Source organism: Legionella erythra (genome assembly GCF_001467615.1).
In the GTDB taxonomy this organism is placed as follows: domain Bacteria; phylum Pseudomonadota; class Gammaproteobacteria; order Legionellales; family Legionellaceae; genus Legionella_C; species Legionella_C erythra.
In genome coordinates, this window is sequence record NZ_LNYA01000009.1 from 1 (window position 1) to 26,236 (window position 26,236).

A 26,236-nucleotide genomic window follows, 5' to 3' on the forward strand; every position below is an offset into this window, starting at 1 on the left:
CCCTGATCTTTTTCTTGCACCCACTTGATCTTTTTCTTACAGCGTTTTAAAAATCAGGTGCGTTAGCCCTGGGCTCATTATCATATATCCAGTGGACATGCCAGCCGCTTTTTGACAGAAAAATTGCCAGGCAGGCCAATGATGTCCCATGGAGGCAGACAAAGGCCTGCAATCGAGGATTTCTTGATAACATGGCGTAATGAGCCATGTTTCGTCCAGCGGCATCTTGCCTGTAAAAAAGAGCAAGGCTCTTTTTCTTTATACGCATCAATGCGCTGATGTTTTCAGACCAGGCGGCATAATGCCCCATCGTGGCCCCACGATGATCGATTTGGTCAAGGTTTACGTAAGCCCGCTCGTCGCCAGCAATGGCTAAACATTGCCAGTGGGCCTGAATCACATCGGGATTGATGGTTGACAGGCGCCGATGTAACGCCTGGTACTGGTCTTGTGTCAAATCCCTGGGGATTAAGTTTTCTTTAATACCCAGGTTTAATATTAAACGATAGGCATTCGTTTCATCAGTCATGGCCAATCCAGCGTCGTGAAAGGGGTTGAGGGGCATCCGTGGGCTTAGGCGGGGGAGCAAGGTCCATTTCTTTCTCCTCTTTTCCGTCGGCGCACCTTGTGCAGTCTCGCAAATTCATGGAGGGACCATAATCCAGACCAAATCGGGTGAGTCTTAACAGCAGAGAAAGTCCGAGAATAACGGAGGCAAAAACCATTAAAATAGTGGCATCCCCTGCAATTTTATCATCCTGACGCACCATACTGGCATTGAAATGACCCGACACGCCGCCGATAGCGAGGCCATTGGCGGTTATGCTAACGCCCTGTCCAAGAAAGTTAAACGCCAAAGGCGGTTCGGCTGTTTTTTGCTCATTAAACGATTTCGAGTCCTGTGCTGAAAAGAGGGTTGATTCTGGCGTTTTATTGTACATTAGGTGGGCGATACCGGCGTATACCAGCAGGGGGATACCGACCACGCGTAATAATTCCTCAATTGCATACAATCCGGCATGCAGTTTCGGGTAATCGCGCTTTTTATCGTATTCTTTTGCCCAGTGCGCGGTGTATTTTCTTAGTAAATGGAAGGCATTGTAAGCCAGCAGGAAAAAAATGATGTCATTGGTTGCCTTATCAACCTGCTGATCACTGATATTTAAAAATTGCGCCACGCTGCCCGTAAAATTTAAGGGGACTGAGAATGGTGGCACGGCGATGTCAACGTCCAATGTTCCTGCTGGAGCAAAGGTGGCGCTTGCCTTAACGCCCGCCTGCAGCAAAATACCGGTCATCTTTGCTTCACTCTGAATACTTAAGATGGTATTGGTCATCTGCTGCGTCAGGCTAATGCCGGCGGGCAACAGGAAATTTAAAGTCCAATAGGCGATGTTTAGGGGTTTTCCCACAAGTTCTTCTGATTTCTTAATCGATTCAGAAAGCCCTTTTTTGCTTATCTTTTTGGCAACCGCTGCAAAGGGGGAGCCATTACCCCGCGTGAAAAATTTAAAATCTGGCATAACAATTCCTGGATGTTGTGGATTGAATAACCGCTATCCGTTGATTTAGCGCACTTAAAGCACTTGTTTGTCTAAAATCGATCAGTCTGGCTGGAGGGGGTGCAATTATTTGCAATATCAAGTTAAAAGTCAAGAGACCGTAAAGTTTATTTCCGAATAGTTAATTAGGCCTCTCCTGTCTCTTTATTTTGTAAATGGTTTGTAAATTGGCGGGCTTTAATCCCCATGTCTTTTTGTTCAAATTAAAATCAAGTTGGGCAATAGAAGGAAAATTTATGCAGTTGAAAACAGAGTATGGCGTTGAGAGTCTTGCGCTTGAATTAATACCAAGGACCGCATCCGGCGCGCTTGATTTAACCGAGGCCACGCGTATCGCGGAAGGGGGCACGCACGTGCTTTATCGCTTTAAGGAATCCCCTTATGTGATTAAATTAATGAAGCAGAATCCCGATTTAAACCAGTTGCGGCAATTGGAGGATAACTATGCGGTTTTATACGATTGTTTTGACCGGGAAGGTAAACAGCGCTGCATCCGCGAGCAACATGTCATTGCTGAGATTAAATATGAAGGACAAGAGCCTCAACGCCGGGCGTTAGCCATTGTCCCTTACGAGCCCTGTTTTAAATCGGCCGTCAAATTTGATTTTAAAATTGAACCCACCGAACTGGATCCTTGCCTCATCGAGCAGCATAAGGTTTTGTTTGAGAAGGCTAACGCGGCGCTTATTTGTGGAAAAACGCCAGAAGTCGATTTTAATCTGGATGAGTATGCCATTCTTGATCCGCGCATAGGCGCTATTTTAAAGCGTCTCGACAGTGATCCAGCGCTTAAAGAGCCGATGATGGAATTTTTAACTCATTACCGTGATTTTTATCAAAAAACAGACATTATTCTCGATGCCATGGGTTTTGAAAACATTTTATTTTTCAAAGACGGGCAGGGGGAATGGCAATTTAAAATCGGAAGCACCATCAAACACGATACCGGCTCCTATACCCGCGAATTATTTCATGCTGTTCATGAGGGAAAGCCGATGGCGATGAATTTCGTTAATTATACGCACGCTTATTTTTCTCCGGCTAATATCCGGGCGGTGAACGCTTGTGCCTTGAAACTTAAGCTGCCGCCTGTGATTCAGGATGTAAGCCTTCATACTGCGGATTTAGTCCAGGTGTCGGATAATCTGCCCGTTGCCGAACGCATGCTGTCCTTCGCGCGTCACGGCGATTTTAAAAAAGTGGATGAATTGCTTTCAGCCAATCAAGAGCAGCTTTGCTTTAGTCTTAGTGATTTTTGGGCTTACCCTTTAATTGCAGATGAATACGTAAAACAGCAGCAACCGCTTATTGCCCTTGGCAAGTATCTTGATGCCGTTAGTTCTCTGCCCGTTATGTTGCCTGAGAACAAGGAAGAGGCAAAACGGGTCGATGGTGCCAAAAGCGACCTGATTCAGCGAAAAAAAATGCATGATGAAACAATGATAAGTCAGCGCCAGCAAACAGCGGCCTTATCTCATGTTGGCTTTTGGGCCCTTAAGGGAACTGACAAGGAAAAAGCCCTGCAGGATAAGCAAAATACACCGTGTCTCAATTAATCAGGGGGGTGTCGAGCCTCTCACGGAGTGGCTGGGTGCCATCGTTGTCATCGGGCACCCGCACATCGTTTATTGGCCGATTGGCGAATACATTTCATCGGGTTGCTCTTGCTTGTCTCCCAGTTTGCCCGGTTTTATTTCAGAAAACAGGCTGACTTTGGTCAACGTGCTTAAGGATTGCGCCTCATGAGCCAGCACCTGGTTAACCACTTCTTTAAGACGGCAGGTCATTTTGTAAATATCAGTGAAACCGATATAACCATAATGGGCAGTCACACGAATGTTATTGGGCGGCCTGGTATCGACTTCAAACTGGCCGAGCGTGCTTGGCTTTTTTAATTCTTCTTCCACACGGCTGACCTGTTTCAGTCCTTTAATACGAAAGACCAGCGTCGCGCCGCGTTCATCGGCCTGTTCCGGGGTAATCAGTTGCAGCATATCGCCCAAATGCTTTTTTAAAAGCGCAAGCATGTAGCGGGTGAGGCATTCGGATTTTGCTGTCAGCTTATCCCATCCAACAGCGGCCATCGTTTTAACGTATGTTTGTGCAGGCGCCAGGGCCACTGGCGAGGCATTGCTTGAGCGGAAGGCCAATGCGCCCCGTCTTGCCATGAGTTCTTCTGCAAAATCATTGATGCGGGCAAACACTTTGCCCGATTCGGCCGCTTTCCAACCCTGGATAGGAGGGTAGGCATCCAGGTCGGTCTTTTTATTGACATAAATACCAAACGGGCTGCCAGCGCTACCGCTGCAATGCTTGTAAGCACAGCCTACGGCATAAGTAACCATATCCAGGGCTTGAAGATTAATTTGACGATTACCGACAGTGTGGGCCAAATCAAGGCCGACGATGATGTGGTTTTGTTCAATGGTCTTCTTTAATTCCTGTAAAATAAACGCAATATTCAGGCGTTGTCCCGTACTAAAAACCAGATCCGATAAATGCAATACCTGGATTTCATGCGCGTGCTGTTTTACAAAGTCGATAATGGCTTGTGAACTGTATAAGCCATTATCGTCGGATAGCAACTTCAAGGTGAGTGCCTGCGGGTGAGGAGCGGGGCTGCTTTCAAACAATTCAAACTGTTTGGCTGTTTGTATCCCGCGTTGAAGAACAGAATGCACAACGGCCTGATCAGAAAAAAATTCGGTTGCAAGGTGGCAGATTTTGGTTTTTCCTGTTTTCCAGTCCTTTAAGGTCGGTCGGTAAAACGTATCCAGCAGATTGCCTAAATTAGTGGATAAGCCGCCTTGGGTAAAGACAAACTCGCACGGGTCGCTAAATCCAAGCATGCTTTGCATGGCGGCAATGGCGTCAGGGTCGACATCACAGTCAAACCAATTCCCGCCAATGGCTGCTGTTTCGGGAAAATGGCCTGAATGAAGTTGCTCGCGCTGTAGTGTGTGGATGGCCTCGATGGCTTGAATGGCCGGTTTAAAGGCCGGGCCCAGGGAGTGACCGGCAAATGGGGTAATCGGGCCTAAATCAAACAGGTCTTTTAAACGGAGCGGATCGTGTTCATCCAAATGCTTTGCAAAGTCAGGATTAAGAGCATCCTGCTCTGTTTCAAGTAATTTTGCAAATTCTTCAGGTTCAGCGGTTAATAATCGCTTTATTTCTGCACTGGATAACATCAACAACTCCATGGTGATAATCGTCTGGGACGGTGCTTTGAGGAGGAGAGTATATGCTATCCAGCAGGTTTTTGCATGCGTGCCTTTTGCCTTAACTGGCCTGTCAAAATTAACAGTGTCATCGACAGAGGCTAAAAAATTAAAATTTCATCATGAATTGATGAGGGAAACCACCAAATGAAAATTTCACCCATGATACTTGCTGCCCCTTTGCTACTGACGGCTCAAACGGGGCTGGCAAACTGGACACCGTATTGCACTGCAGAGAAAAGCAGCCAACCCCGCATCATCGCTTATTTAGGCGCTGATTCATCCTGGGAACTAAAAGACAAAGAGCTGGCTAAACTAAACGAGCAACTCGGAAACGTGACCCTGGTGAATTACGCCTTTGCCCGTTTTGGGAAAGATGGGCAGGGCAATACCGTGTTGACCTTGTCGCCTGGGGATATCAAAACGATTCAGCAATTACGGCAGTTGAGGCCTGATCTACCGGTGATGATTGCTGTTGGCGGTTGGGGGGATCGCGAGGGGTTTAAATTTTTAGGGCAGGAGGAGCAGATCACGGTGTTTGTTGATTCGGTTAAAACCCTGCTTCAGCGCTATCAGCTTGATGGGATTGATGTCGATTGGGAAAATGAATTATTAGCCAGTGACGAGGAAATAGCCGGGGTGTCAACCCTGCTTAAGCGCCTGCATGAAGCACTCCGGAGGGATGGCTACTGCGTCAGTAACGCTGTTCCTGCCACGAGCGCTTACTGGCGCCATTATCCCAGTGCCAGCGAATGGCAAGCCCATGTGAACTGGACAACCGTGATGGCCTATGATCACTATGGCACCTTTGGTCCGCGTACGGAGCTTGGTGCTGCCCTTTATGACTCGCAACGCCGCAGCGACCCCACGTATCCTTATCCGACCACATCGGGGAACCAGGCGATTAAGCATTATTACAGCCAGGGTTTGCCGGCTGATAAACTCATTTTAGGCCTGCCTTTTTATTGCCATTCTTATTATGTGAGTAATGAATCGATTGCCGATAATGCACAGTATCCCGGCCTTTACACGCCTGTCATTGATGCCAACATCAGCAGTCAGATCAGTTACGACGAGGCTTACCAGCGCTACGGTGATGCGTTGTTTGCCCATGCTGTTCCCTATGCCAAAAACAGCAGGCAGGCCGTGACTTTTTATGGACTGATTCCTTTGGAGAAGACCGATAAAAGCCGCTTTTTGAGTTGCGAAAACCCTGAAGCTATTCAATCTAAAATTGATTATGTGAATGGTAGTAATCCTTTAAGTGAGCAGGTGAGGGAGCCTGTACGGTTAGGGGGTGTTTCATTTTGGAGTTTGCAGCAGGATCTTCCTTTTACCCATGAAAAATCTTTGTTGCGTGCACTGTATAATGGTTTTGCCGCAGCAGATAGTGGACATTAAATTAAGATTTAATTAAGGAATGATTGCTATAATTTAAAGATTTCCCATGGACTGTAGCCGTAACCATGCATTATTCAGATACTTATCAACTCATCAAAAAACTGAAAAATAAAGAACTTGCAAATGATTTAAAACAATCATTAAAGGACCTGGAAAAAAGCGTTAACAACCCAAATTTTGTTTCTTTTTTAAAAAAGAAACAACAGGAGGCTGACACACGGGATGTTTTTGCGCTCAGAAGGGACTATGATCAGCAACAATTTGACAAGGTCATTGCGGGCATTCAGACAATCTTGGAACACATTGACGAGGCGAAAAAGACCAATACAGCCGACCGCGATGCCCTGAATAAAATGAAAGCTATTCTTTTGGATATTAAACAGACTGCCAGTGAACAGAAACAGAAAGAAACAGGAAGTCAGTTTTATACAGAGAGTGAATTTTACAGTCTTGCGAAGCGCTACGCCACGCATTATCTTCCGTTTTGTCAATCCAGTGATCCCTTTAAAGGATCAGACTTTGGCGGTTATTGCTGGGGGCATACCCACCATTACGGCCGTCTGGTCTCCCAGGGGCTTCTCAATGACTTGTCTGAAGCCTCAAATAAAAAACTGTACCGCGACTTTAAACAAAACTGGACGGTCGTAGACATTCTGTTCAGGCGGATTGGTTGGTATTTTAAGGTAAGCCTTGAAGAGCAAATTCGGCAAGCCATCTGGAATGCGCTTAAGGATTTGGATGATCAGTCGACGTTCAATTTTAACTTTCTCGTGGATAAGTGGGGATTCCACTCGACAAGCTTGAGGATGGTTGGGGACGGCATTGAATACTACGAAAACAATTACGGGGTTGTGAAATTTCCTACTCGAGAAGCCGCTGTTAACTTTTTAGCCTCTTACTTGCTTGCGCAAGCTGAGGGTTGTGAAGGGAAAATAGCGTTTATTACGGTCTACAAATTGCCTTACACCAATCAACCGGATCAGGATCTGTTTCAGGATTTGCCGCTGGCCAAATTGGAAAAGGCAACTCCATCTTTGGACGATAAAGTCGAACATTCCCAACAATTGACTGCCGCCATTGAGGCCCTTAAGTCCTACATAAAGCCTTTACGTCAGCAGGGGGCGATGAAAGGCCGCATCAAAGCGAATGAACTGGCTTTTTTGTGCGAGGAATTAAAATCATTCCCGGCTGAGCAGGTGAAAGCGCGCGTAGAGGGTATTCTGGCTACCAAAGAACATAGCCTCATGTTGAATCGTGGATCGGGATTTTATTTATTTAAAACAGGATTTAAAAGCCACAGCACCACGGAAACCCTTCTGCGAGACATTGTGGAGGCGGCAGAAAAAACCGACCATGTATTGCAATTACCCTCTTCGAGCCTTTGATAATTGCACCCCCACGCCCTAATCAGGGGGTGGGGTTTATGCATGTTATCGATTGAATACCTCCTGGGTCTGGGAAGCGGATTTAACACAAACAAGACCGTAACATTCATCGTAAGCGCGTTGAGCCACGTCGGATTCATGGCGAATGCCTGACAGCAACTCCCTGGGAAGCTGTTTAAAGAAGCCTTTCAGTTCACGGCGTTTTTCAACAGGTTCGTCGTCTGCCGCCTGGGCAATCCATTTTAAGTTTTGTTTCAGCAGCAAGGCGGCGGTGCGTTGATTAAGATTGACTTGTGCAAAGAAGGAGGAACGGTTTGCAGCCACAGAGACCTGCCGCACAGGCTGTATGGTTCTTGCGCCCGGTTCGCCCGCTTTAATCAATACTGAATCGGCGAGGTCTGTCTCATACAAGGCGATGGCATAGGAGCCATGAAGGAACGAATCGCCATGAATGACATTGGACTTGATGACCAGGCTGTAGCCATAACTGATTTGAAAAGCGACAAAGCGATAATGGTCATCCACCTTGCGCCCGAGGATGACGCCGCCACTGCATCCGGGCGATAAGGGAGTAAAGATGTGTGGAAAGGGATGGGTTTCAATAAAAAGCCCGCCACCACCCTGTTGTTGAAGCACATAGTTATTAATGTACTGGTTGGTGTTATTTTTCCAAGTGTATTCAGTAACATGGAGCTTGGTGAGGCTTTTTTCTTTGCTTTTGGGCAAACGGAATGTCGCTTCAACCGGAATAACAGCTGCGCCATAGGTTTGTAAAAACTGAGGGGGTACTGACAAGGCATTGACCAGAGGAAAATCAACAGAAGCATGACCATTTCCAACCGCAAAGACCCCCAAGGTGCCAAACACACTGGCATCTCGTCCGGACGTTCCCTGTTCTAGATCACGAGGATACCATTGAGCGGGTAATTTTAATTCCTGAGGGATGACCTGTTCAGAGGGGGACGAGGTACATACCGTGCCAGTATGTTTCAACTTGCCAATTAACCTGCTCATGGACACTTCATGCCCGGGTTCTACTGTCCCATAGTAGCGTGTGGCGGTCATTAATGGTTCTTTTGTATTTAAATCTTTTCTGTCCACAAAAGTCGATAGGATACTGGGCATATGCTCCTTTATCGTTTGGGAATCCACTGTCGATGGAACACATAAATGATCAGAACAAATCATCGTTTCTTTTGGCTCGGATGACAGCATTTGTTTTAAATCTTGCTCTCTAACAGACATCAATACACTCGGAGAATTAGACGTTGCTACAGTGTAATAACTGTTTATTAAGAAACCATTAAGGACAATAAAAATACTTTGTGTTTTATTGATGCTGGCAAATGGATGGATGCCTGCCTGCGCGGGCGAGACATCCAAGGGCAGATCATGGCTCATTACAGCCTTGCCGATGGGCAAGGTTTCCAGGGTATACCATAATCAACCACGTTGTCTTGCCCGCGCAGGCGGGCATCCATCAGGATTCCGGATGAGGGATACTCGGGATAGTCCGGCAATGGCTGCCATTGGTGTCGATTATTACTCCCCCCTACGCCTGCTAAAAAATAAGAAGCATTTATGCTGTAAATTTGGTATTATTGATCAAAAATTAACCCAATAAGGTTTGCAATGAAAAATAACACGACTGCCTATTTCCGTGATCTTACTGAAATACAAAAAAAACGCATTGAACACAAAGAATCCAATAACGACAGCCGACTGAATCAGGGAACAAGTTGGTGGTGGCCGCCCTACACGCCGTCGGAAACCTGGGATTACCTGAAAGGTTTTATTACAACCGGAGCAAGTTCCAGGCAAAACCCGAAGGCCTTATTAGGGAAAAATACACCGACTCACATGGTGGGTCTTGAGAACGCTTTGATTAAGCATTCTGTACACACGATGAATAAACCAGAAGATATCCTGGTTGTCGGGGATGTGCTATTTTCCAAAAATGGTAAAACGATTGTATTGGGTGAGGCATTCAAAGAACGAATCCGCCATGCGAAAGTGATGATTTTAAACATCGAGTCACCGGTTACGTCTGATCAAACCAACACAGGTTATGGCCGCCTGCGCAATATTCTCGTCAATGGGTTTAAATTTTCCCTGTATTTGCCGGACAGCTATTTAAAAGCGTTGATAGAAGACATTAAAAAGGAAAATCCGGCCATTGAAATCATTTATGATGTGGCCAATAATCATACGCTTGATGCCAGTACGCTTCCTTATGAAAAAATGACACCGATTGAAAAATCACTTTATAATTTTGATCGGGTCAATTTTCCACTGTACCGCACCATTTATGCCATCAGGCACTTGATTGATCCTGACGCTAAAATAATTGGCGCCTGGACGCATGAGTTGGAATTCAAGTCGTTTCCCACCCAGGAAGGAACCCGTATTAATCTGCAGACAGAGCCTGTTGCCGTGACGTCGTTAAATGGTTTAACCATTGGCTTCATGGCCTTAACCGATATTTTGAATAATAATTATGCTCTTTGGAAAGACGGGCGGGCTATGCGGCCTGAGGACGTTGAAGGGGTATTGGACGCTGTTAAAAGCCATTACCATCTGGATAAATTTTATATTCTCATCCATGGCGGTGTTGAGCAGAATGTGTATCCCAGTGAACACTGGCAGGCGCTGCTTGAACAACTGGCTCATCATTGTGACGGGGTCATCGGTCATGGGTCTCATTTACCGGGATTATCCCAGGTATTGAAAACCGCCGACAGTTACGTGTTTATAGAAACATCACTGGGTAATTTTTTCTGCCCGACGAATCCTAAAAATACGGCGGTGAGCACGCTGTTGACCATGAAAGTAACGGATGAATCCATTCAGCATATTGAAGAGCCGATTGAAGCCCTGCAAGGCAAGGGCCATCCAGCGGTTGAATTACTATCTGGCCAATCAAAGAGCACCTACCTTGGCCTTCGCTGGTTTAATCTGCATAAACAGGACTTTTCCAATGTCCCTCAGGGAGAAAGCAAGTGTGAAAAAGAAGAATCCGTTCAATTGACGGGTTAATGTCTTGATTTTCGCAGAGCCTGTGCTCTGCGCTTTTCAATAATAATAGGTCGTGCGTTTCGCACCTTCGCTTTCAGGATAAAGCCGCTTGAGCGTGGCATAAGCACGCTGGGATGCCGGATCGTTTGGCTCGTAACAGGCGAGCACGCGGGTTACATTAATAGCCAAAGCCAATAACTCGGCATTTTCCTGATCATGCGGATATTTTTTAGCCAATTCTGTGGCTTTATCCGCAAGCCATACTGCGGCATTGGGCAGCTTTTGCAGGGTTTCCTGCTCCGTATGCCATTGTTGTTGCTGTAAAGCCGTAAGAAGGTTTGGCCATGGATCTTTAGAAAAGAGTGGAGTCGGCTTATCGTCATAGATAATCCTGTTTATTTCACCATGATTACACCAGTAAGTCTGGCTGTTACGGTTTATTATTTTTCTTGGCTTAATACCATAGTAAACTGTGTTGTATCTGGCTTCAGGCGTCCAGGTGTTTTTTAAATGAATGATAGGGCTTAGGTCGGGAAAATACAGCAGGGCGCTGACCAGTATTTTTAGCCGCTCTTCAGGCTTTTTAACCGTTAAGCTCAATAAAGGGTATTTTTTCATGGCCGGGTTTAATTGGGCTGCTTTTAAGGCAACCCCATCGGCCACCTTCTGCTGCTGCAATAACATGGCACGTGCCCACACCGACGCAGCAAGCTCTCGTCGAGCGTCTTGCGGTAAGCGCTTGGAATCAATGAGCTGACTCAACATCGAGAGGGGGATGTTATTCAGAGCCTGTGAAAATTCAAGAGGACTAAAATAGGGATGGTTGGTCGGCGTCTCGTCAGGATAAAGTGTCAACAATTGCGGTGACGGAATAAAAAATCCATAGAACAGTAAGTTATCGATGCTGTCAGCCAGAGGAATGCCCATTTTGGCAAAGTGGATATGGGTCGAGAAATCCTCACCTGCTTTTAACTGAGCTAAGGTATCGTCAATTAAAGCATGGCGCCGGCGAATGGCGGCGGGATGCTTACCCTTAAGGACAGCCAGTGCTTGAATCAGGGCGGAGCGTATACTGAAAAAACCGGGTTGTTTGACCGTTACCGCTTTAGCCGCTTTCAACAGGGTATCTTGCTGGGATGGGCTGCCCTCACTGATGTTGTTAAGAGCAACCAGCAGCCAGGCTTGATTGTCAGGTGATTTAAGCCACTGCTCATAGGCTATGGGGAATGTCCTTTGTTTATCGGTTGATAAATAATGACTGACCCAAAACAATATATCAGCGGTTTGAGAGGCTTTTTCAGCCAAGCCCAAGGCGTGCAAATCTTGCGCAGGCATCCAATTCCAGTCAAGGAGGTCTGTATAGAAAATCACATCTGAAAAATTACTCCTGGTGATTTTTTGATTGATTTCCCCTATTCGTTCAGCGAGGGATCCTTTAGGGTCAAGACGGCCTTTAATAATGCGTATATAATCTTTCGCGGCCTTTTTTACGGCAAGGTCGTGAGCCTTGTCTGTCAATGTTTGCATACCAGTTAATGCAGCGTTTAAGCGCAGGGTTTGCTCTGGCTTGACCATGGTACTGCTAAACTCCTGGCATGCGGCTCGTGTTAATGCCCGGTAACTCAAATACGCGGCCCATTCATGCCAGGGATAGTGTTTATTGTTGGCCAACTGCGTAAAAAGTTCATAAGCCTGAAGCTGTTCCCTTTCATTCTCTGAATGAAAATAACTCACGGCATGTAAATAGTGTGTGTCAAGTTGCATGAGAGGGATGTCGTCGACCTGAATTTTGTTAATGGCTTCACGGACTGCGTTTCCATCCGACTCGCCGTTAAACACCAGATCCTGGGCATCCAGCCAGCTTTGCAAAAGGTCACGTTTTTTTCTTCCGGTAAAGTGGTTGCCGCTAACTCGTCGGCAATAGCCTTAAGCCGTTGGCCGGCCAATTGATATTTGGTAAATGATTTGACTGGATGCGGGTATCCTTGAGTTAACATAGCCACTCGTTGAGCGAGTGAACGTTTTTTGCTTTTCTTCCACCAACGGGACAATGGCTGCTCAGCATAATACGGGTAGGTTTGGTAAGTCAGCCTGGCTATCTCGGCATTGGATTGGTTTAAATCCACTCTGAACCCATCTTCCGCAAAAAACAGGTCTGAAAAATAAGTGGCAAAACTATCCAGGACATGGCGTTGTTCTTGTGCTGACAAGGGATGATGGGATAAATAGCGGTAGGCAATGATTAAATACGAAAGCCGGTATTTCGGGCTAATGACGCCAAGATGACCACTGACATAACTGTTTAAAGGGAAGTCTGGGCTATGTTGCCCGGACAGGCCGCGATCGTCATCATCGCCTCCGCTGGCATGGCTGTCGATAAAAACAATCAAACTGAGCAGTAATATCAGGATTTTTAAACCAAAATTCCGTAAAGCTAATGACGTCATTCTTTTCCTTTAGTGTTGAACAGCAAAAGCCAATTGCTCGGCTTGCTCTAAGGTGTGAATATTCCATGAGCCCCGCGTAAAAACAAAAACGGGGACCTTCGCTCTTAAGGGCATTTGCCAGGGTTCGAAGGTGGCTAATCCGATTGCTGATTGGCACTCCGGCGCCAGCCTGGTGATGGCATGGGGGAAATGATGAATAAAGGCCTGCTTTGCCAGCCGGTCACGGTTTAAGCTGAAATACATGGGCACGACCATATCCACAGGCAGTTTAGCTGGGCCAATCCAGCGATCCGATGTACACCAGGAGGCCAATGCGGTGATGGAGATAACCTGTTTACGGCCCAAGAGTTGACGAAGAGCCAGCAGCACGTGTCGATAAAACGTCCGTTGAGCAGGAGAAACCTCAAAATCAATCTGTAAGGCATTGTATTTTTTTCGGCTATAGATTTTTTTAATGGCCAGGGCTATTTTTTCAGCCGTTGGCTTATCCAGTAGTGGTTGCCACCGAGGCCGCGCTTCGATATGAATAACCGCTATACGGTAAATGGCTTCAGGTGCATGCAGAGGTTGCTGCCGTCGATGATAAATGAGCTGATTTCCCTTGATATAAATGCTGGCAGTCAATTCGGCGATACCTGCTTTTAACGGATCAAGGCCGGTCATGTCGTGGGGAGCTTCCCAAGCCCAATAAAGAAGATACGGCATCCCCGTTGGCTGTTTGGAATGACTATTCAAGGCCAATGAAAAGAAGAATAATATATAGATAAGTTGAGCATACCGCGCGTTCTTCATGGTAAGCGTTTCTATTATTCGCATCATGGGACGAAATGGAGGCTGAAGCTCAGGTGCGGCATTATCGGTCATTTATTGGTTATTGCAAAGGATTATTGGGCCCCCAAGGAACGTAATAACTACGTTTCGTTATCGGGACGAGTATGCAACGAACGGATGGCGGCTTTTGCTGTTTGTAAAAGCTGACCATACGAGTCGGAGCGTCGGTTTCAGGATGGATTTTAATATTTTTGCATAAAGACACCATGTGATTTATATTTAAACATAAGCAATAAATTTTAATCCTAACAATGTTACTCTCTTCCGATGCCAGACTACAGCTAGATAATGACGCGCCCTCATCATTTCGTGCTGTATTGAAATCTTTGATTAATGACAATAAAGTTTCGAGTATTTTAATTGGCGAAACGCATGAGATTAGCCCGACGCTGGATGCGATATTGTCTAATCTGGATATTCTTGCCGCATCACCCCGTCGGGTCATTCTCATTACCGAAGATTTAAATCAATCTGACAATACGGCTTTTAAAAGCGCATTAAGAAAAACAGAAAAAGGGGATATTGATTCCTTGAAAAAATTGACGTTTTTAAAAGGAAAAACCATAAGTATCTATCAATTAATTTATTCATCGTTTTCTGCGGGTCTTCTTGTCCAGGGTGCAGAAAATAAAAAAACAAACCCTTTTTGCGACTATGAACAAAACGATTTCAGTGTTCTTCGGAAAATGGAAGCCTATCAAAAAAGCCCGGAACGCATCACCGTGACGAATAGCGAGTTTGCCAAACTCATCCATGATTTTTGCAGTGAAGACACGCTGCCCATCTTTCTTGGGGGTGCAGCCCATGTGGTGGCCTTGAGTTCAGGAGATACCCTTTTTGATGCCGGATTGCAGGGCAGGGTAAAAAACAGTGTCTCCATTTATTTATGTGATGGGGCAACGCCTGCAATCAGCCTGTCGTTCGATTACACAGTCACCGACAGGGAGCTTACCGGCCAATATGATTATATGGTACTAACCAACAAGAAGGTGCTTTATGACGAGGCGTTCAGCGACATTGATGGGTTGAACGATAAAATAGAATATTTCATTACTGTTTTGGATAGATTGTTGCACAGCTACATTTTGTATTTTAATAATGTCTCATGGCTGCTACGCACAGATTTAAATCCCATCATTGAAGCATTCCAGGACAGTATCAAGTGCCCGTGCGCTTTTAAATCGCTGGATAAAATCTTTGAAGATGTTATCCAGCAGAGGGAAAAGCCGAAAGAAAAATTTTTGTTTTTTACGCTGCCTAAACTGGTGGAAGGCTATACCAAAAAGGAACTGAAACTGGCTATCTATGACGATTTGGCCGAGTTTTTACAAAGCCGCCCACTTAAGTCTTCTTAAGTCATGGCAGTTAAGGCGAGGGCGTAAAATGTGCATTACGATTATGTGACTTGGGTGAGAATCCAAATTTATTATGCATTTCAATTGCCTGAAATGCCATTCACCCTTATAGTCAGGCAAACGATGAGCTGTGTGAATTGAATGACTTCCATTTGGATAGATGGCGATGCCTGCCCTAAAGCAATCAAGGAAATAATATTTAAGGCAGCAAACCGCACCAAAATTAAATGTATCCTGGTTGCAAACCAGTTAATCAATCTGCCGCCCTCACCCCTGATTAAACGGCTGGTGGTTGAGAGAGGGTTTGATGAGGCGGATAAGGCCATTGTTGAGGCGGTTATCGCCGGCGATATTGTCATTACTGCTGATTTGGCCCTGGCAGAAGACTGCCTGACTAAACATAGCCATGTCATAAGCCCTCGTGGCGAATTATTCACGACCAACACCATCAAGCAAAGGCTGGCCATGCGTGACTTTAATGAGGTGATGCGCGGCAGCGGTATCCATGCCGAGGGTCCAAAGTCATTGACCCCCAAAGATATCCAACAATTTGCCAATCAGCTTGATCGGTTATTGGGGCGAGTCAAATCAGGGCGATAACCCAGATTTTCGGGTAGATTCAGGTTAATCAAAAGATTTCATAGAGACAATAAATAGTCAATTCATCAATCAATTGATCATTTTGATAAATTAGTTATACTTTTCTCCTGATTAATTGGAGATGATAATGGCACAAGAAAAAGTAGAATGTTCGCCCGCTGATACGGAGTTATTATTTAGAGAAGCGATTCTCTCGATTGTTCATGTTTGCCAGGCTATTTTTACGGATGTACAGGGTTTGCAAAAAACCCAGATGGAGCTTTTAATCCATTATGCGGACGTGATCAATAATTCACTGACCACGGCGATAATGTCAAACTCCGACATGTCTGACTTCCATCAGTGTTTTAGCCAGACATTAGATAAGGATCCCACGATCATTCAGTTTAAAAGAGATTACGAGGAGGTAAACGAGCAGTTAAAAAATTGCCTTTCCTTTTCAGAACAGCTTAAGACTGAGTATGAGAAATTTAATAATGGCTCGTTAGAACAGGTGGAAATCTCAAAGCATCTCCTGCCTAAGTTAACGTTCTTAAAGACTAAGGTGTCTAAGGATGATTTTAAAAAGCCGTTGGATTTTAATACATTAAATTGTCAATAAAATCCTCTTGTATTTAAAAAGGCAAGTCGGGCAACCTTGAGGTTGCCTGCTTACCAGGTTCCGTGTTTGTGATTTTAGCGTCAGTTTACAGTTTATTGTTTATATCTGATTATGTAGCGAGTAATGTGCTGTAAACTGGTGTTCATTGTCGTAAAGGGCATCCCTTGAAGGCTGTTAGTCAATGAAATTAAACCGATATTTTCAGTAGGGGTGAGTTGCACAACGGTAAAAACACCATTAACACACCCGTCTTTATCTAATTGCAAAGGCAGGGTATCCGTAGGAAAATTCACCATCCATCCTAATGCGATCGCATCAAATTTTACCTCTGCCTCTTTGTTTGGATCCTTGGCAAGGTTTACTAAATTTTCAAGCTCCTCTTTATAGATATAACTGGCATGAGCGATTTGATTTGTTCGTAATGCATTGCCGGTACGCTGCAATTGGTAGGCGGTAAATAGGAGCAAATCGTTCATGGATGAATAAATACCCCCACTGGGATCTTCAAATCCCATATCCCAATCATGCTTAATTAAATCCCCATTTAACCAGTAACTGTCCACTTTTCTTGTCATTTGTTCTGAGTTTAAATGCGTTGTGGTATCTTTCATTCCAAGGGGGCTCGTTACCAGCTCACTTAATAAATCCTCATAACTTTTGTTCATTTTTTTTGCGAGTAATTGACCCAGCGCACCAAAGGCAACATTAGAATAGTCAAAATGAGTGCCCGGTTCCCAGGGCGAAGTAAAGCCGTGGTACCAGTTCAGGAAATCGTTCATGGTGTAGGGATTATTTAGCACTTGATAATCATCGCGATCCTCAAATCCGGGTAGTATCCGCGGAAATCCCGATGTATGCGTGGCTAAATCGAGTAATGTCACTGGATTGCCAGTATGATTGAATTTACCGGTCAGTTCATCCACCGTGGTATTAAGCCTTACAGTGCCTTTATTAATCAAAGTAGACAAAATTTGGGTTGTAATTACTTTGGAAACAGAACCAATTGACCAAATAGAATTCATATCGGGTCGCTTATCGGTTCCTTTTGTTACTTCGCCGCAACTGATAACCGCCCGTTCCTCATTGGAAATAATACCTATCATCAATCCCGGCCTGCCATTTTTCTCAAAAATATCCTGAGTCACATAGTTGAGAATCACATCAAGGGGCAGCGTTTTGATATTTTGTTTTTCGATGTAAACACATCCGGGGGTGGCAGTTACATCCAGGGGGAGCGTTATCGCCAGGGCAACCCCCAATCCTTTCAGTAATGCGAAGCCTTTGGCGGGTAAATGAGATAAAGTCGATACTGAATGGCGCATGGTAATCCTTGGATACGTCGAATTACAGTTCAATTTTATTTCATTTTAGCCTACTTTTAATCTTCATGAACTGAAGTTGTTCTGTCTATCGCATGGGGGGAATGAAGACGGAGGCAGGGTGAGTCAGTCCCTGTATTTCGCAGGCTGGTGATAAAAAATTTTGTTGCAACGCTAGGCATTAAGGGCATATTATGGAATAATTATTGTCCATTTGAGATAATTATTGTCTATATTTATGAAAATAAAAGCAATTTTTTCCGTGATTTGCCTGGTATTCCCTGTTGCTTTATTTGCGGGTACCCCATCCTGTCCTTTATTAAGTGGCATCAATGTGGATACCACCAAGCGAATTTTACGTATTTGTAAACAGGGCACTGTCATCAAAACCTTTAAAGTGGCCATTGGCTACAAAGGGGTTGGTAAAAGAAAGGCGGGGGATAATAAAACGCCAATTGGCTTATACGGACTCGCTTACCCAAGAAAATCGAACCAGTTTAACGTTTTTATTCCAATTCTCTATCCGACGTCCAGGCAAGCGGCGGCGGGGTATACCGGTCGGGATGTAGGAATCCATGGACCCACGCAGTCACCGGGTTTTTTTAGTTGGTTAAGCAATTTACCAGGCTCAACACGTGGCTGCATTGCAGTGGGGAAAAACAACTACATTGAGTACGTGGCCAACTGGGTAAAAACCCATCCGGGTACCAAGGTTTTAATTACTTAAAACGAAGCGGCCACAGAGCCGCTTGCCAAAACAGAAAACCAGTGTATTAAACCAATTGTCTTTCAGCTGTTAAGATGCCAAGGTGATCAACAGGGTATTTATATGCTAGGATATTTTTTTGTCCACCGGATTGAACACCTTATGCAATATTTTATACGGAATGTATTAAAGCGATTGGTGTTTTTGTTTTTATTAGGCTTGTCTTCCCTGGGGTTTGCGTCGACCAAACCTCTTGTACGCATAGGAGTATATGCGCCTTTCTCAGGTCCGTTTGCCATGGTTGGACAGTCCATGCTGAATGCTATGAAATTAGCAAGGCTTGATTTTAAAAGCAGCCCATACCAATACCGCTTCTATCCTCTTGACCAAATGGCTGCAGGAGAAACGGAGAAGAAGCGCTTACATGCGTTTGTTCAAAAAAATAAAATTGCCATTTTAATTTCAGAAGGATCAGTCGGTGGAGGATTAGCGAGGCAGGAGGCCAATGACAATGAGATTATTCATGTTAGCCTGGCATCTGACCCCACGATTGCCGATGGACGATATAATTTTCTCTTTTGGAGTCCTGCCAGCGAGCAGGCAACCGTCATGGCTCGACAATTAGTCAAAAAGAATATTCATACGATTGGTCTTGTTCGCGTCAATCACCCCTGGGCTGATGTGATCGGCGATGCGCTCATCAATGCCTTGCAGAAAGCCAGGATTAAAGTGGTGTTAAATGTTAAATTTGCAGCAGATACCACCCACTTTACTCCCATCATTAACCAAATGAAAAACAGTAATGCGGATATATTTTTCTTTATGGGCTTTAAACAAAATATGGTGCCATGGCGTGAGGCGATGGTAAAGGCAAAACTGCAGCAACCAATTACAGGAATTATTGAACGTTTAAGCCCTGAAGTTAAACAGGTTTTTGAAGGCCAATGGTATGTCGATACCCGCGATATGAGTCCTGATTTTGTTAAGCGATACCAACAACAGTATCAGCAAATCCCTGTGACGGAGGGAGGGTATGCCTATGATACCTTTACCATGCTTGCAAAAAGCATGAATAAAGCGGGCATGAAGGCTGACCAAATTGCCAAAGAATTGCATACCTTACACAAGGGAAATGGTGTGATGGGTCCATTTTCTGTGCAAAATAATGGCATTATTTTTAGTGAATCGGTCGTAAAAACCATTCACAAGGGGCAATCGATTTTGGTGAAGTGAATTCGGCGGTCACTTTATGTTTGAAAAATTAAACGTATTATCTATCAGGAGCTTTCTTGATCGGGAAGCGCCTGTTTTTAAGGGCTTGGAACGGATTAAGTCAAACAATTCAGCCAATAACAAACAAGGATCGTTATGGTTAGTGCATACCACCTGCTAGATGAGAAAGCAACGCTGACTTGTATTGTGTTTATGCTGGGGTTGAGGCATGGCTTTGAGCTTGATCATCTGGCGGTTATTGACGGCATGATTTGCAGCACGAAAGCGCCTTCAACATTATCCAAATGGATTGGCTTCTTATTTTCTCTGGGCCATGGTCTGGTGATTATTCTGGTTACTGCATTCATCGCTTTTCAAGCCAGGCAGTGGGACATACCAAACTGGCTGGAAAGTTTAGGCCTCTGGATCTCCATTATCTTCCTGGTATTTTTTGGATTGTACAGCATTTACACGACATGCAAAAAACAACAAGATTCGGGTAAAATTTTAGGACCTAAAAGTTATTTATTTAACAAATGGGGAATGCATCGGGGCAATGCGTCCTTTATGACGCCGGTTTTTATAGGAATGCTCTTTTCACTGTCGTTTGATACCTTATCCGTCACCACCGCTTTTTCCCTGAATGGTTACGCCTTGGGCGGTGCCGTTCTTGCCATGTTTTTGGGGGTGGTTTTTATGCTGGGCATGATGGTAACGGACGGATTGAATGGCCTTTTTATTGCAAAAGTTCTGGATCGCACGGACAAACGTTCACGGGTTTTATCGCGCGCCCTGGATATGGGGATTGGGGTATTCAGCCTGTTGCTGGGCGGCTCCTATTTGGTGTCGTATTTTAGTCAGGGATGAAGAGGTATGGGATGATAGACACAAAAGCAACGATAACCTATTCTGATCTGCTTGCAACAGAAGGCAAGCTGGCTATACTCCACCGTATCCTTACCCCACTGATAGAAGGCGGCTTGATTGTTGCTTTTTCAGGGGGCGTGGATAGCAGCTTTTTACTGTGGGCCGCTGTTGAATCACTTAAATCCAGCCCCTCTTTAAAGAACAAAGGCCGCGTGCTGGCTTTATTAACGATCAGTCCAAGCCTCCCCGCCTGGGAGATTGACGAAGCAAAACAGTTCGCTAAGGTCATTGAAGCCGAGCTTTGCATCATCGATAGCCAGGAATTACACCAGGAAGCTTACGCTAAAAATGATAATAAACGGTGTTATTACTGTAAGTCAGAATTATTCGCTATTGCGAAGCGGGAAGCGATGAGCAGAGGCTATCGCTCGATTGCCTATGGTTATAATGCCTCCGATCGTCGGGACATTCGTTTGGGTCATGTCGCTGCACAGGAAAATAATATTTATTCGCCCCTGGAGGCCGCAGGCCTTGAAAAAGCAGAAATCAGAGGGTTTCTAAAACAACTGGGTTTTCATTTATCGGATAAACCAGCCAGTCCCTGCCTGGCCTCACGCCTGATGACTGGTGTGCGTGTGACTGAAGAGAAATTAAACCACGTGCAGGCGATGGAGCAAATTCTGCGGCAGGCCGGATTACGGGTCTATCGTGTGAGAGTGCACGAAGAAAAAGCGGTTGACGGCGTGACACCCGGGTACCGTTATTTTCGTATTGAAATCGCACCCGATGAAATGTTCCGCTTACTGGAGGTGCGTGAATCGCTTATTCATACTGCGCGTCAGCTGGGTTATCGGTGGGTGAATATGGATTTATCAGGTTATCAATTAGGGGGCGGAACTATTTTATCATGAATGAATGCGAATTAAAGTCAATGCTGACTGATTTGATTGACGGGGAAATTAACATCAGTCAAACCATCAATCATCTCAAAAATACGGTGCTTCGCCACACTAAACTGGATTATGCCGAGCCTGATCATCACCGTGAACTTAGGCATGGCTTGAGTGAGGTCATTTATGGCCAGGGCAAATCGTCAGAACAAATCATTGATATTGCCAGGCATCTGTCCCTGCACGGGTCCTGTGTTTTGATTACACGCCTCGATGCACATAAAATCAACGACTTAAGCCTTGTTTTCCCTGATGGACGCATTAACCCAGAGGCGGGCACCTTTATGGTGTACCCTCCTGTGGTTGAGCCTCTGGATCTCGAGAAAAAATTTGTCGCCATTGTTTCTGCTGGCACCAGCGATATCCACGTAGCGGAAGAAGCTAAAGAAGTATGTGTCGCCATGAAAATTGCCACGGCATGCCTGTACGATGTGGGTGTGTGTGGGTTGCAGCGGGTTCTCAACTCGCTGGACATCATGCAAAAAGCCAGTGTTGTTATCGTTGTGGCCGGGATGGAGGGGGCGCTACCCAGCGTTGTTGGAGGTCTGGTTGGAGCTCCAGTTATCGCCGTTCCCACCAGCGTAGGCTATGGCGCGAGTTTAAACGGCCTTTCAGCCTTATTGGGCATGTTAAACAGTTGTGCGCCTGGGCTGGTGGTGACCAATATCGACGCCGGGTTTTCTGCAGGCTTTGCCGCTGCCCGCATTATCAATGGAATGAAACGTGAAAACACTTTATCTTGAGAGTATTGCCGGCATTGCAGGCGACATGTTCGCGGCCAGTTTTGTTCATGCCGGCCTTGTTTCCACTGAGGAGCTACAGGCGCTGAGTGAACAATTAGCTATTCCTGACGTTACAATTCATGTGTCTGATGTCATCCGCGCTACCATTCAAGGAACCCACATTGATGTACGGTTTAACCGGTCAGACTGGGTGAAACGGTTTTCTTCGCCGCACCACGGCCATCATGAATCATCACACCTCGATTGCCACGTACCATTTCGCGCGCTGGAGCAGATTATTGTTCACTCCACCCTGACTGACAGGATAAAAAAAATTGGCTTGCGGTATTCTGGATAACCTTGCTGTAGCAGAGGCCCATTGTCATGGGATCAGTAAAGATGAGGTTGCTTTTCATGAGTTAGGGATGGTTGACTCACTCATGGATATCGTCATGGCCGCTTACTGTATTTCAAAAGTAGCGCCTGACAGGATAATTGCGTCACCCATTAAATTAGGTCGCGGAGTCATTACAACGGCTCATGGAACTCAACCGGTGCCTCCGCCTGTCTCGGCCGCTTTGGCCGTGGGCATGCCCATTGCAGCCATCCCAGCCTCTATTTCAAATACGGATATTGAATTGAGCACGCCCACAGGCTTGGCTATAATAAAAACAGTCTGTGATATATTTTCTCAGGATTGGCCAGGGGGAACAGTTTTGGCCAATGGCTGCGGTGCCGGTACGTTGAGTCTGGAGGGGTATCCGAATCTATTTCGCATCAGCCTCATTGAATCAGATGCGAAAAGTCAGGCCCTGGATTTTGAATACGATACGGTCATGGAGGTAACGGCTAATTACGACGATGCCACACCAGAGCAGTTGGCCTGGGCAACCCGGCAATTATTTAATTTAGGTGCCCTGGATGTTTGGCAAACCACGGCTGTGGGCAAAAAAGGACGGGTCATGATTTTATTGTCCTTCCTCGCAGAAGAGGGCGTCTGGAGAAATTGCGCCCGCCTGTTGTTGGTAAAAACATCGACTTTTGGTGTAAGATATAAACAAATTGAGCGTTTGAAGCTAAACAGGCATTTTGAAACCCGGATAACCGGTGAAGGATCGGTTCAAGTTAAAATTGGAAGTACAAACAAGGGTATAAAAATTAAGGAAAAAGTTGAGTTTGACGATATACAAAGAATCTGGGACAACGAGATAAACGATTCGTTCTAAAAGGGAAGGACCCCAATGAATTTAGCCAACTTTACTGAACGTGATATAGAGGCTGTCGTCAATGAGGTGTTTGCACAAAAACAGGCATTTCATTCAGTGGAGGACGCTTATCAGCAATTAGCAAAAACCCTGGTTGACGTGTGCAAACTATCGGATAAAGAATCCGATCTGATTTTGTCGCGGGTCTATCATTCGTTTGATTATGCGTTGCTTCCGGATTCCCTGCAACAGGTTGCCAGCGACATATGGAAGGATAAAATTCACGAGGATAGTAAATTACTGGTTCTGACAGGGACTTATGGCCAGGAACCGGCATGGCGGGATCGCCTGACGTCGCAAGGGCATAAAGCTATTCTTCTCTCGCAGGAAACATTGGAAGATATCCCCATGGTATCGCGGTTACTCCAACAAATTGGGTTTGACGTGGGGGTTTTGCTGGGAAAAGCAGATCCCAGCGTCAGCTATGGCGGGATTGCCGGTACGTTTGGTGTATTTTATGTTTCCCCCGCGCTGGGCTCACCCTATATTCCCGCGCAGGATTTTGTCACAAAGTATGGTGTTAAATCCGTTATTGGGACAGGGGTCATGTTGCCTCAAGGCGATATCAGTGCTTATATTGGCTTCAGCCGCGTGGTCATTGAAGATAAAACCGCGTCCAATATCGCTTCCCTAATGTCCTTATTTTGGCAAAATGCCTATTTGATTTTAGAAGAGCATGGAATGTTTACTTCAAACTAAGGAAGGGTTATCGCTATGGAGGAAATAACCTGGGCGGCCAGTAAATTACCAATGCCATGCGTGCTGCATGATAAAAATATTATTTTGTATGGTAATCCGGCCTTCATGGGCTTTTTAACCGAACAGGATGATCTGACGACACTGGATTTTAACCAATGGTTGATAAAGGCCATTAAATCGCAAAAAGACGCCCAGTTATTTATCAATACCATGAATAACCAACAGGAAATCGCTCTGGAAACGGAAGGGCGAGTAAAAGGGGCCTTATTTCATTGGAAAGTTTACTCCACACCCATTTCCCCTCTCATAAGCTCGCAAGCCTGTCAAATGACCTGGCTGCAGGATTCATCCAGTTCCTATCTCAATAAATCGTATTGGGATTTGCATTTACGCGTCAGCAAAGCAACGATGCAATTAATGAAGGAAATCAATGATCGTAAAACAGCTGAAGAAAAAGCCGATGTCCTAAATAAGGAGTTGCTTAAGGCGCAGGAAAATCTTATCACGGCCTCCCATCAGGCCGGCATGGCGGAAGTGACAATTTCCGTTTTGCATAATATCGGTAATGTTCTCAACAGTGTCGGCGTCTCGGTTGAAATGATGGAAGAGCATATGAGCAGCCTGATGTTTAAAAAAATTGCCTTATTGATTGATATGCTCAAGGCGCACGAATCCAATCTGCTCGATTTTTTCCAACATGATGAACAGGGAAAACTATTACCGGCGTACCTAAGTGTATTATTTGAGGAAATACAATCCCATCAGGCTACTGTGAAAGGGGAGCTTGATCGTTTGCGCCAACAATATAACCATATCAAAGACATTTTAAGTGCGCAAAATGAGGTGACTAACCGACAACCGATTACTGAAAAAGTCATTCTGTCTCATCTGGTCGACTCCTCCATTCGCCTGGTGATGACGGAAGATTCGATGCTTATCAATCAAATTACCCTGAACAAAGATTATCGTTACACGTCTGTTATTACCACGGACAGAACCCAGCTCATGCAATTAATTACCAATTTGTTAAAAAATGCCAAAGAATCATTGATGGAATTAAATAGCGGCAGCCTGAAAACCATCACCATTGTGATTGATAAACAAGAGAATGGCGAGTTTGTGACCTTGCGCGTTATGGATAGCGGGATAGGTATTTTGCCTGAAAACCTGTCTAAACTGTTCAGTTTTGGCTTTACGACGAAGAAAAAAGGACATGGGTTTGGCTTGCATAACAGTGCCTTAATTGCAAAACAATTAGGCGGAACCCTTCAAGTTGAAAGTGAGGGAGAAGGTAAAGGCGCTGAATTTATTTTGACTCTGCCTGTTGACAACTCAACAACACCTGAAGACTGAGAATATTATGACTACAGCGAATGATTTAAAGATTATCGTTATCGATGACAATAAGGCCATTCATCAGGATTTTATTAAAATATTATCCGTGAATGAGTCCGATGATTTATCCAGTGTAGAAAAAAAATTATTCGGGGACGTGGAAGCGACCAATAAAAGCATATTGCCTTATTTTCAAATCGATACCGCGTCACAGGGACAGGAAGGCGCCGAGATGGTTGAAAAAGCGTTTAAGGAAGGCAACCCTTATGCATTGGCTTTTGTAGACATTCGTATGCCGCCAGGTTGGGATGGCGTTGAAACGGTCAAGCACATCTGGGCCATAGATCCTGAAATCCAGGTTGTCATTTGTACAGCTTACTCCGATTACTCCTGGGAAGAGACGGTCAATGAGTTAGGCCAGAAAGAAAATCTCCTGATCTTGAAAAAACCCTTTGATAATATTGCCGTCAGGCAATTGGCTTTTGCCTTAACCAAAAAATGGCAATTGCTGCAGGAAAGACGCGATTACACCAAAATGCTGGAAGAGCGCGTGGATGAGCGGACCAATTCATTGCAGGAATTGCTCTCAGTGGCCAGAGGGACTCTTGAATCCTCAGCGGATGGCATACTGGTCTTGAATAATGAAAATCTGGTGGTTAATTATAATAATATGAATTAGTTTTGACTTAATCTGACATAACCCCTTGAAAAGGTGAGAGTTTCCGGTTTTGATAGAAGTGCGA

The 26,236-nt window shown here is 45.1% G+C and carries 25 protein-coding genes; 17 read left to right on the forward strand and 8 right to left on the reverse strand.

Annotated features, from left to right (window positions below; all coding sequences use genetic code 11):
• Positions 1 to 46: 46 nt before the first annotated feature.
• Together Lery_RS03160 and Lery_RS03165 are read right to left on the reverse strand one after the other, a co-directional pair.
• Positions 47 to 529, reverse strand: coding sequence for a hypothetical protein (locus Lery_RS03160; RefSeq protein ID WP_058525809.1), 483 nt, complete (start codon positions 527 to 529; stop codon positions 47 to 49).
• On the reverse strand, positions 522 to 1,523 hold the full coding sequence (locus Lery_RS03165) for a hypothetical protein (RefSeq protein ID WP_058525810.1): 1,002 nt from the start codon (positions 1,521 to 1,523) through the stop codon (positions 522 to 524). The genes Lery_RS03160 and Lery_RS03165 overlap by 8 nt, the downstream gene beginning before the upstream one ends.
• 275 nt (positions 1,524 to 1,798) lie before the next feature.
• Here Lery_RS03165 and Lery_RS03170 point away from each other — a divergent pair, with 275 nt between their 5' ends.
• Complete coding sequence (locus Lery_RS03170; RefSeq protein ID WP_058525811.1) at positions 1,799 to 3,118, forward strand: hypothetical protein; 1,320 nt, start codon at positions 1,799 to 1,801, stop codon at positions 3,116 to 3,118.
• A gap of 69 nt (positions 3,119 to 3,187) precedes the next feature.
• Here Lery_RS03170 and Lery_RS03175 read toward each other — a convergent pair whose 3' ends face one another.
• Positions 3,188 to 4,753, reverse strand: a complete 1,566-nt coding sequence (locus Lery_RS03175; protein WP_058525812.1) for a kynureninase/PvdN C-terminal domain-containing protein — start codon at positions 4,751 to 4,753, stop codon at positions 3,188 to 3,190.
• 177 nt (positions 4,754 to 4,930) lie between these two features.
• Between Lery_RS03175 and Lery_RS03180 the strand changes: the two genes are divergently transcribed.
• Positions 4,931 to 6,184, forward strand: coding sequence for a glycosyl hydrolase family 18 protein (locus Lery_RS03180; RefSeq protein ID WP_058525813.1), 1,254 nt, complete (start codon positions 4,931 to 4,933; stop codon positions 6,182 to 6,184).
• Positions 6,185 to 6,249: 65 nt separating this feature from the next.
• A complete protein-coding gene (locus Lery_RS03185) occupies positions 6,250 to 7,569 on the forward strand; it encodes a hypothetical protein (protein WP_058525814.1) in 1,320 nt (439 codons plus the stop codon).
• A 45-nt stretch (positions 7,570 to 7,614) separates the two neighbouring features.
• Here the strand turns inward: Lery_RS03185 and Lery_RS03190 are convergent, their stop codons facing one another.
• A complete protein-coding gene (locus Lery_RS03190) occupies positions 7,615 to 8,694 on the reverse strand; it encodes a hypothetical protein (protein WP_131751210.1) in 1,080 nt (359 codons plus the stop codon).
• A gap of 507 nt (positions 8,695 to 9,201) precedes the next feature.
• Between Lery_RS03190 and Lery_RS03195 the strand changes: the two genes are divergently transcribed.
• Positions 9,202 to 10,605 (forward strand): metallophosphoesterase family protein, encoded by a 1,404-nt coding sequence (locus Lery_RS03195; RefSeq protein ID WP_058525816.1) that lies wholly within the window; start codon positions 9,202 to 9,204, stop codon positions 10,603 to 10,605.
• A gap of 36 nt (positions 10,606 to 10,641) precedes the next feature.
• On the opposite strand, the gene Lery_RS03200 is transcribed toward Lery_RS03195, so the two are convergent.
• The 3 genes from Lery_RS03200 to Lery_RS03210 are packed head-to-tail and all read right to left on the reverse strand — an operon-like array spanning position 10,642 to position 13,895.
• Positions 10,642 to 12,423 (reverse strand): hypothetical protein, encoded by a 1,782-nt coding sequence (locus tag Lery_RS03200; protein ID WP_131750996.1) that lies wholly within the window; start codon positions 12,421 to 12,423, stop codon positions 10,642 to 10,644.
• Positions 12,315 to 13,031, reverse strand: coding sequence for a hypothetical protein (locus tag Lery_RS03205; RefSeq protein ID WP_058525818.1), 717 nt, complete (start codon positions 13,029 to 13,031; stop codon positions 12,315 to 12,317). The genes Lery_RS03200 and Lery_RS03205 overlap by 109 nt, the downstream gene beginning before the upstream one ends.
• A gap of 9 nt (positions 13,032 to 13,040) precedes the next feature.
• The gene (locus Lery_RS03210) at positions 13,041 to 13,895 is read right to left on the reverse strand and encodes a hypothetical protein (RefSeq protein ID WP_131750995.1); all 855 of its coding nucleotides are present in this window, start codon (positions 13,893 to 13,895) and stop codon (positions 13,041 to 13,043) included.
• Positions 13,896 to 14,179: 284 nt separating this feature from the next.
• Between Lery_RS03210 and Lery_RS03215 the strand changes: the two genes are divergently transcribed.
• The 3 genes from Lery_RS03215 (at position 14,180) to Lery_RS03225 (ending at position 16,418) form a co-directional block, all read left to right on the forward strand.
• Positions 14,180 to 15,217 carry a hypothetical protein gene (locus tag Lery_RS03215; RefSeq protein ID WP_237759134.1) on the forward strand — a complete coding sequence of 346 codons (1,038 nt, stop codon included), beginning with the start codon at positions 14,180 to 14,182 and terminating at the stop codon, positions 15,215 to 15,217.
• A 141-nt stretch (positions 15,218 to 15,358) separates the two neighbouring features.
• Positions 15,359 to 15,817, forward strand: a complete 459-nt coding sequence (locus tag Lery_RS03220) for a YaiI/YqxD family protein (protein WP_058525821.1) — start codon at positions 15,359 to 15,361, stop codon at positions 15,815 to 15,817.
• 127 nt (positions 15,818 to 15,944) lie between these two features.
• On the forward strand, positions 15,945 to 16,418 hold the full coding sequence (locus tag Lery_RS03225) for a hypothetical protein (RefSeq protein ID WP_058525822.1): 474 nt from the start codon (positions 15,945 to 15,947) through the stop codon (positions 16,416 to 16,418).
• Between the two features lie 92 nt (positions 16,419 to 16,510).
• On the opposite strand, the gene Lery_RS03230 is transcribed toward Lery_RS03225, so the two are convergent.
• Complete coding sequence (locus Lery_RS03230; protein ID WP_058525823.1) at positions 16,511 to 17,740, reverse strand: serine hydrolase; 1,230 nt, start codon at positions 17,738 to 17,740, stop codon at positions 16,511 to 16,513.
• Positions 17,741 to 17,975: 235 nt separating this feature from the next.
• On the opposite strand from Lery_RS03230, the gene Lery_RS03235 reads away from it, so the two are divergent.
• The 10 genes from Lery_RS03235 (at position 17,976) to Lery_RS03280 (ending at position 26,172) form a co-directional block, all read left to right on the forward strand.
• Positions 17,976 to 18,464: a L,D-transpeptidase family protein gene (locus Lery_RS03235; RefSeq protein WP_058525824.1), complete on the forward strand. Its 489-nt coding sequence runs from the start codon at positions 17,976 to 17,978 to the stop codon at positions 18,462 to 18,464.
• Between the two features lie 141 nt (positions 18,465 to 18,605).
• Positions 18,606 to 19,676 (forward strand): ABC transporter substrate-binding protein, encoded by a 1,071-nt coding sequence (locus tag Lery_RS03240; protein WP_162262938.1) that lies wholly within the window; start codon positions 18,606 to 18,608, stop codon positions 19,674 to 19,676.
• A 135-nt stretch (positions 19,677 to 19,811) separates the two neighbouring features.
• Positions 19,812 to 20,522, forward strand: a complete 711-nt coding sequence (locus tag Lery_RS03245; protein WP_058525826.1) for a HoxN/HupN/NixA family nickel/cobalt transporter — start codon at positions 19,812 to 19,814, stop codon at positions 20,520 to 20,522.
• A gap of 11 nt (positions 20,523 to 20,533) precedes the next feature.
• Positions 20,534 to 21,433, forward strand: coding sequence for an ATP-dependent sacrificial sulfur transferase LarE (gene larE / locus Lery_RS03250; RefSeq protein WP_058525827.1), 900 nt, complete (start codon positions 20,534 to 20,536; stop codon positions 21,431 to 21,433).
• Positions 21,430 to 22,215, forward strand: coding sequence for a nickel pincer cofactor biosynthesis protein LarB (gene larB, locus Lery_RS03255; RefSeq protein WP_058525828.1), 786 nt, complete (start codon positions 21,430 to 21,432; stop codon positions 22,213 to 22,215). The genes larE and larB overlap by 4 nt, the downstream gene beginning before the upstream one ends.
• The gene (gene larC / locus Lery_RS03260; RefSeq protein ID WP_058525829.1) at positions 22,196 to 22,552 is read left to right on the forward strand and encodes a nickel insertion protein; all 357 of its coding nucleotides are present in this window, start codon (positions 22,196 to 22,198) and stop codon (positions 22,550 to 22,552) included. Before larB ends, larC (Lery_RS03260) begins: the two co-directional genes overlap by 20 nt.
• Positions 22,530 to 23,420 carry a nickel pincer cofactor biosynthesis protein LarC gene (gene larC / locus Lery_RS03265; protein WP_058525830.1) on the forward strand — a complete coding sequence of 297 codons (891 nt, stop codon included), beginning with the start codon at positions 22,530 to 22,532 and terminating at the stop codon, positions 23,418 to 23,420. The genes larC (Lery_RS03260) and larC (Lery_RS03265) overlap by 23 nt, the downstream gene beginning before the upstream one ends.
• Positions 23,421 to 23,435: 15 nt before the next feature.
• Positions 23,436 to 24,158, forward strand: coding sequence for a hypothetical protein (locus Lery_RS03270; protein WP_058525831.1), 723 nt, complete (start codon positions 23,436 to 23,438; stop codon positions 24,156 to 24,158).
• 15 nt (positions 24,159 to 24,173) lie between these two features.
• Positions 24,174 to 25,511 (forward strand): sensor histidine kinase, encoded by a 1,338-nt coding sequence (locus tag Lery_RS03275; protein ID WP_058525832.1) that lies wholly within the window; start codon positions 24,174 to 24,176, stop codon positions 25,509 to 25,511.
• A 7-nt stretch (positions 25,512 to 25,518) separates the two neighbouring features.
• A complete protein-coding gene (locus Lery_RS03280) occupies positions 25,519 to 26,172 on the forward strand; it encodes a response regulator transcription factor (protein ID WP_058525833.1) in 654 nt (217 codons plus the stop codon).
• The last annotated feature ends 64 nt before the right edge of the window (positions 26,173 to 26,236 follow it).

Bases quoted from the DNA above. Each gene is read 5' to 3' on its own strand.
- Lery_RS03275 (WP_058525832.1), top strand. From the start codon at position 24,174: ATGGAGGAAATAACCTGGGCGGCCAGTAAATTACCAATGCCATGCGTG.
- Lery_RS03220 (WP_058525821.1), top strand. From the start codon at position 15,359: ATGACTTCCATTTGGATAGATGGCGATGCCTGCCCTAAAGCAATCAAG.
- Lery_RS03195 (WP_058525816.1), top strand. From the start codon at position 9,202: ATGAAAAATAACACGACTGCCTATTTCCGTGATCTTACTGAAATACAA.
- Lery_RS03270 (WP_058525831.1), top strand. From the start codon at position 23,436: ATGAATTTAGCCAACTTTACTGAACGTGATATAGAGGCTGTCGTCAAT.
- larE (WP_058525827.1), top strand. From the start codon at position 20,534: ATGATAGACACAAAAGCAACGATAACCTATTCTGATCTGCTTGCAACA.
- Lery_RS03190 (WP_131751210.1), bottom strand. From the start codon at position 8,694: ATGCCCAGTATCCTATCGACTTTTGTGGACAGAAAAGATTTAAATACA.
- Lery_RS03225 (WP_058525822.1), top strand. From the start codon at position 15,945: ATGGCACAAGAAAAAGTAGAATGTTCGCCCGCTGATACGGAGTTATTA.
- Lery_RS03245 (WP_058525826.1), top strand. From the start codon at position 19,812: ATGGTTAGTGCATACCACCTGCTAGATGAGAAAGCAACGCTGACTTGT.
- larB (WP_058525828.1), top strand. From the start codon at position 21,430: ATGAATGAATGCGAATTAAAGTCAATGCTGACTGATTTGATTGACGGG.
- Lery_RS03170 (WP_058525811.1), top strand. From the start codon at position 1,799: ATGCAGTTGAAAACAGAGTATGGCGTTGAGAGTCTTGCGCTTGAATTA.
- Lery_RS03185 (WP_058525814.1), top strand. From the start codon at position 6,250: ATGCATTATTCAGATACTTATCAACTCATCAAAAAACTGAAAAATAAA.
- Lery_RS03160 (WP_058525809.1), bottom strand. From the start codon at position 529: ATGACTGATGAAACGAATGCCTATCGTTTAATATTAAACCTGGGTATT.
- Lery_RS03205 (WP_058525818.1), bottom strand. From the start codon at position 13,031: ATGACGTCATTAGCTTTACGGAATTTTGGTTTAAAAATCCTGATATTA.
- Lery_RS03175 (WP_058525812.1), bottom strand. From the start codon at position 4,753: ATGTTATCCAGTGCAGAAATAAAGCGATTATTAACCGCTGAACCTGAA.
- Lery_RS03180 (WP_058525813.1), top strand. From the start codon at position 4,931: ATGAAAATTTCACCCATGATACTTGCTGCCCCTTTGCTACTGACGGCT.
- Lery_RS03280 (WP_058525833.1), top strand. From the start codon at position 25,519: ATGACTACAGCGAATGATTTAAAGATTATCGTTATCGATGACAATAAG.
- Lery_RS03165 (WP_058525810.1), bottom strand. From the start codon at position 1,523: ATGCCAGATTTTAAATTTTTCACGCGGGGTAATGGCTCCCCCTTTGCA.
- Lery_RS03230 (WP_058525823.1), bottom strand. From the start codon at position 17,740: ATGCGCCATTCAGTATCGACTTTATCTCATTTACCCGCCAAAGGCTTC.
- Lery_RS03240 (WP_162262938.1), top strand. From the start codon at position 18,606: ATGCAATATTTTATACGGAATGTATTAAAGCGATTGGTGTTTTTGTTT.
- Lery_RS03235 (WP_058525824.1), top strand. From the start codon at position 17,976: ATGAAAATAAAAGCAATTTTTTCCGTGATTTGCCTGGTATTCCCTGTT.
- Lery_RS03210 (WP_131750995.1), bottom strand. From the start codon at position 13,895: ATGACCGATAATGCCGCACCTGAGCTTCAGCCTCCATTTCGTCCCATG.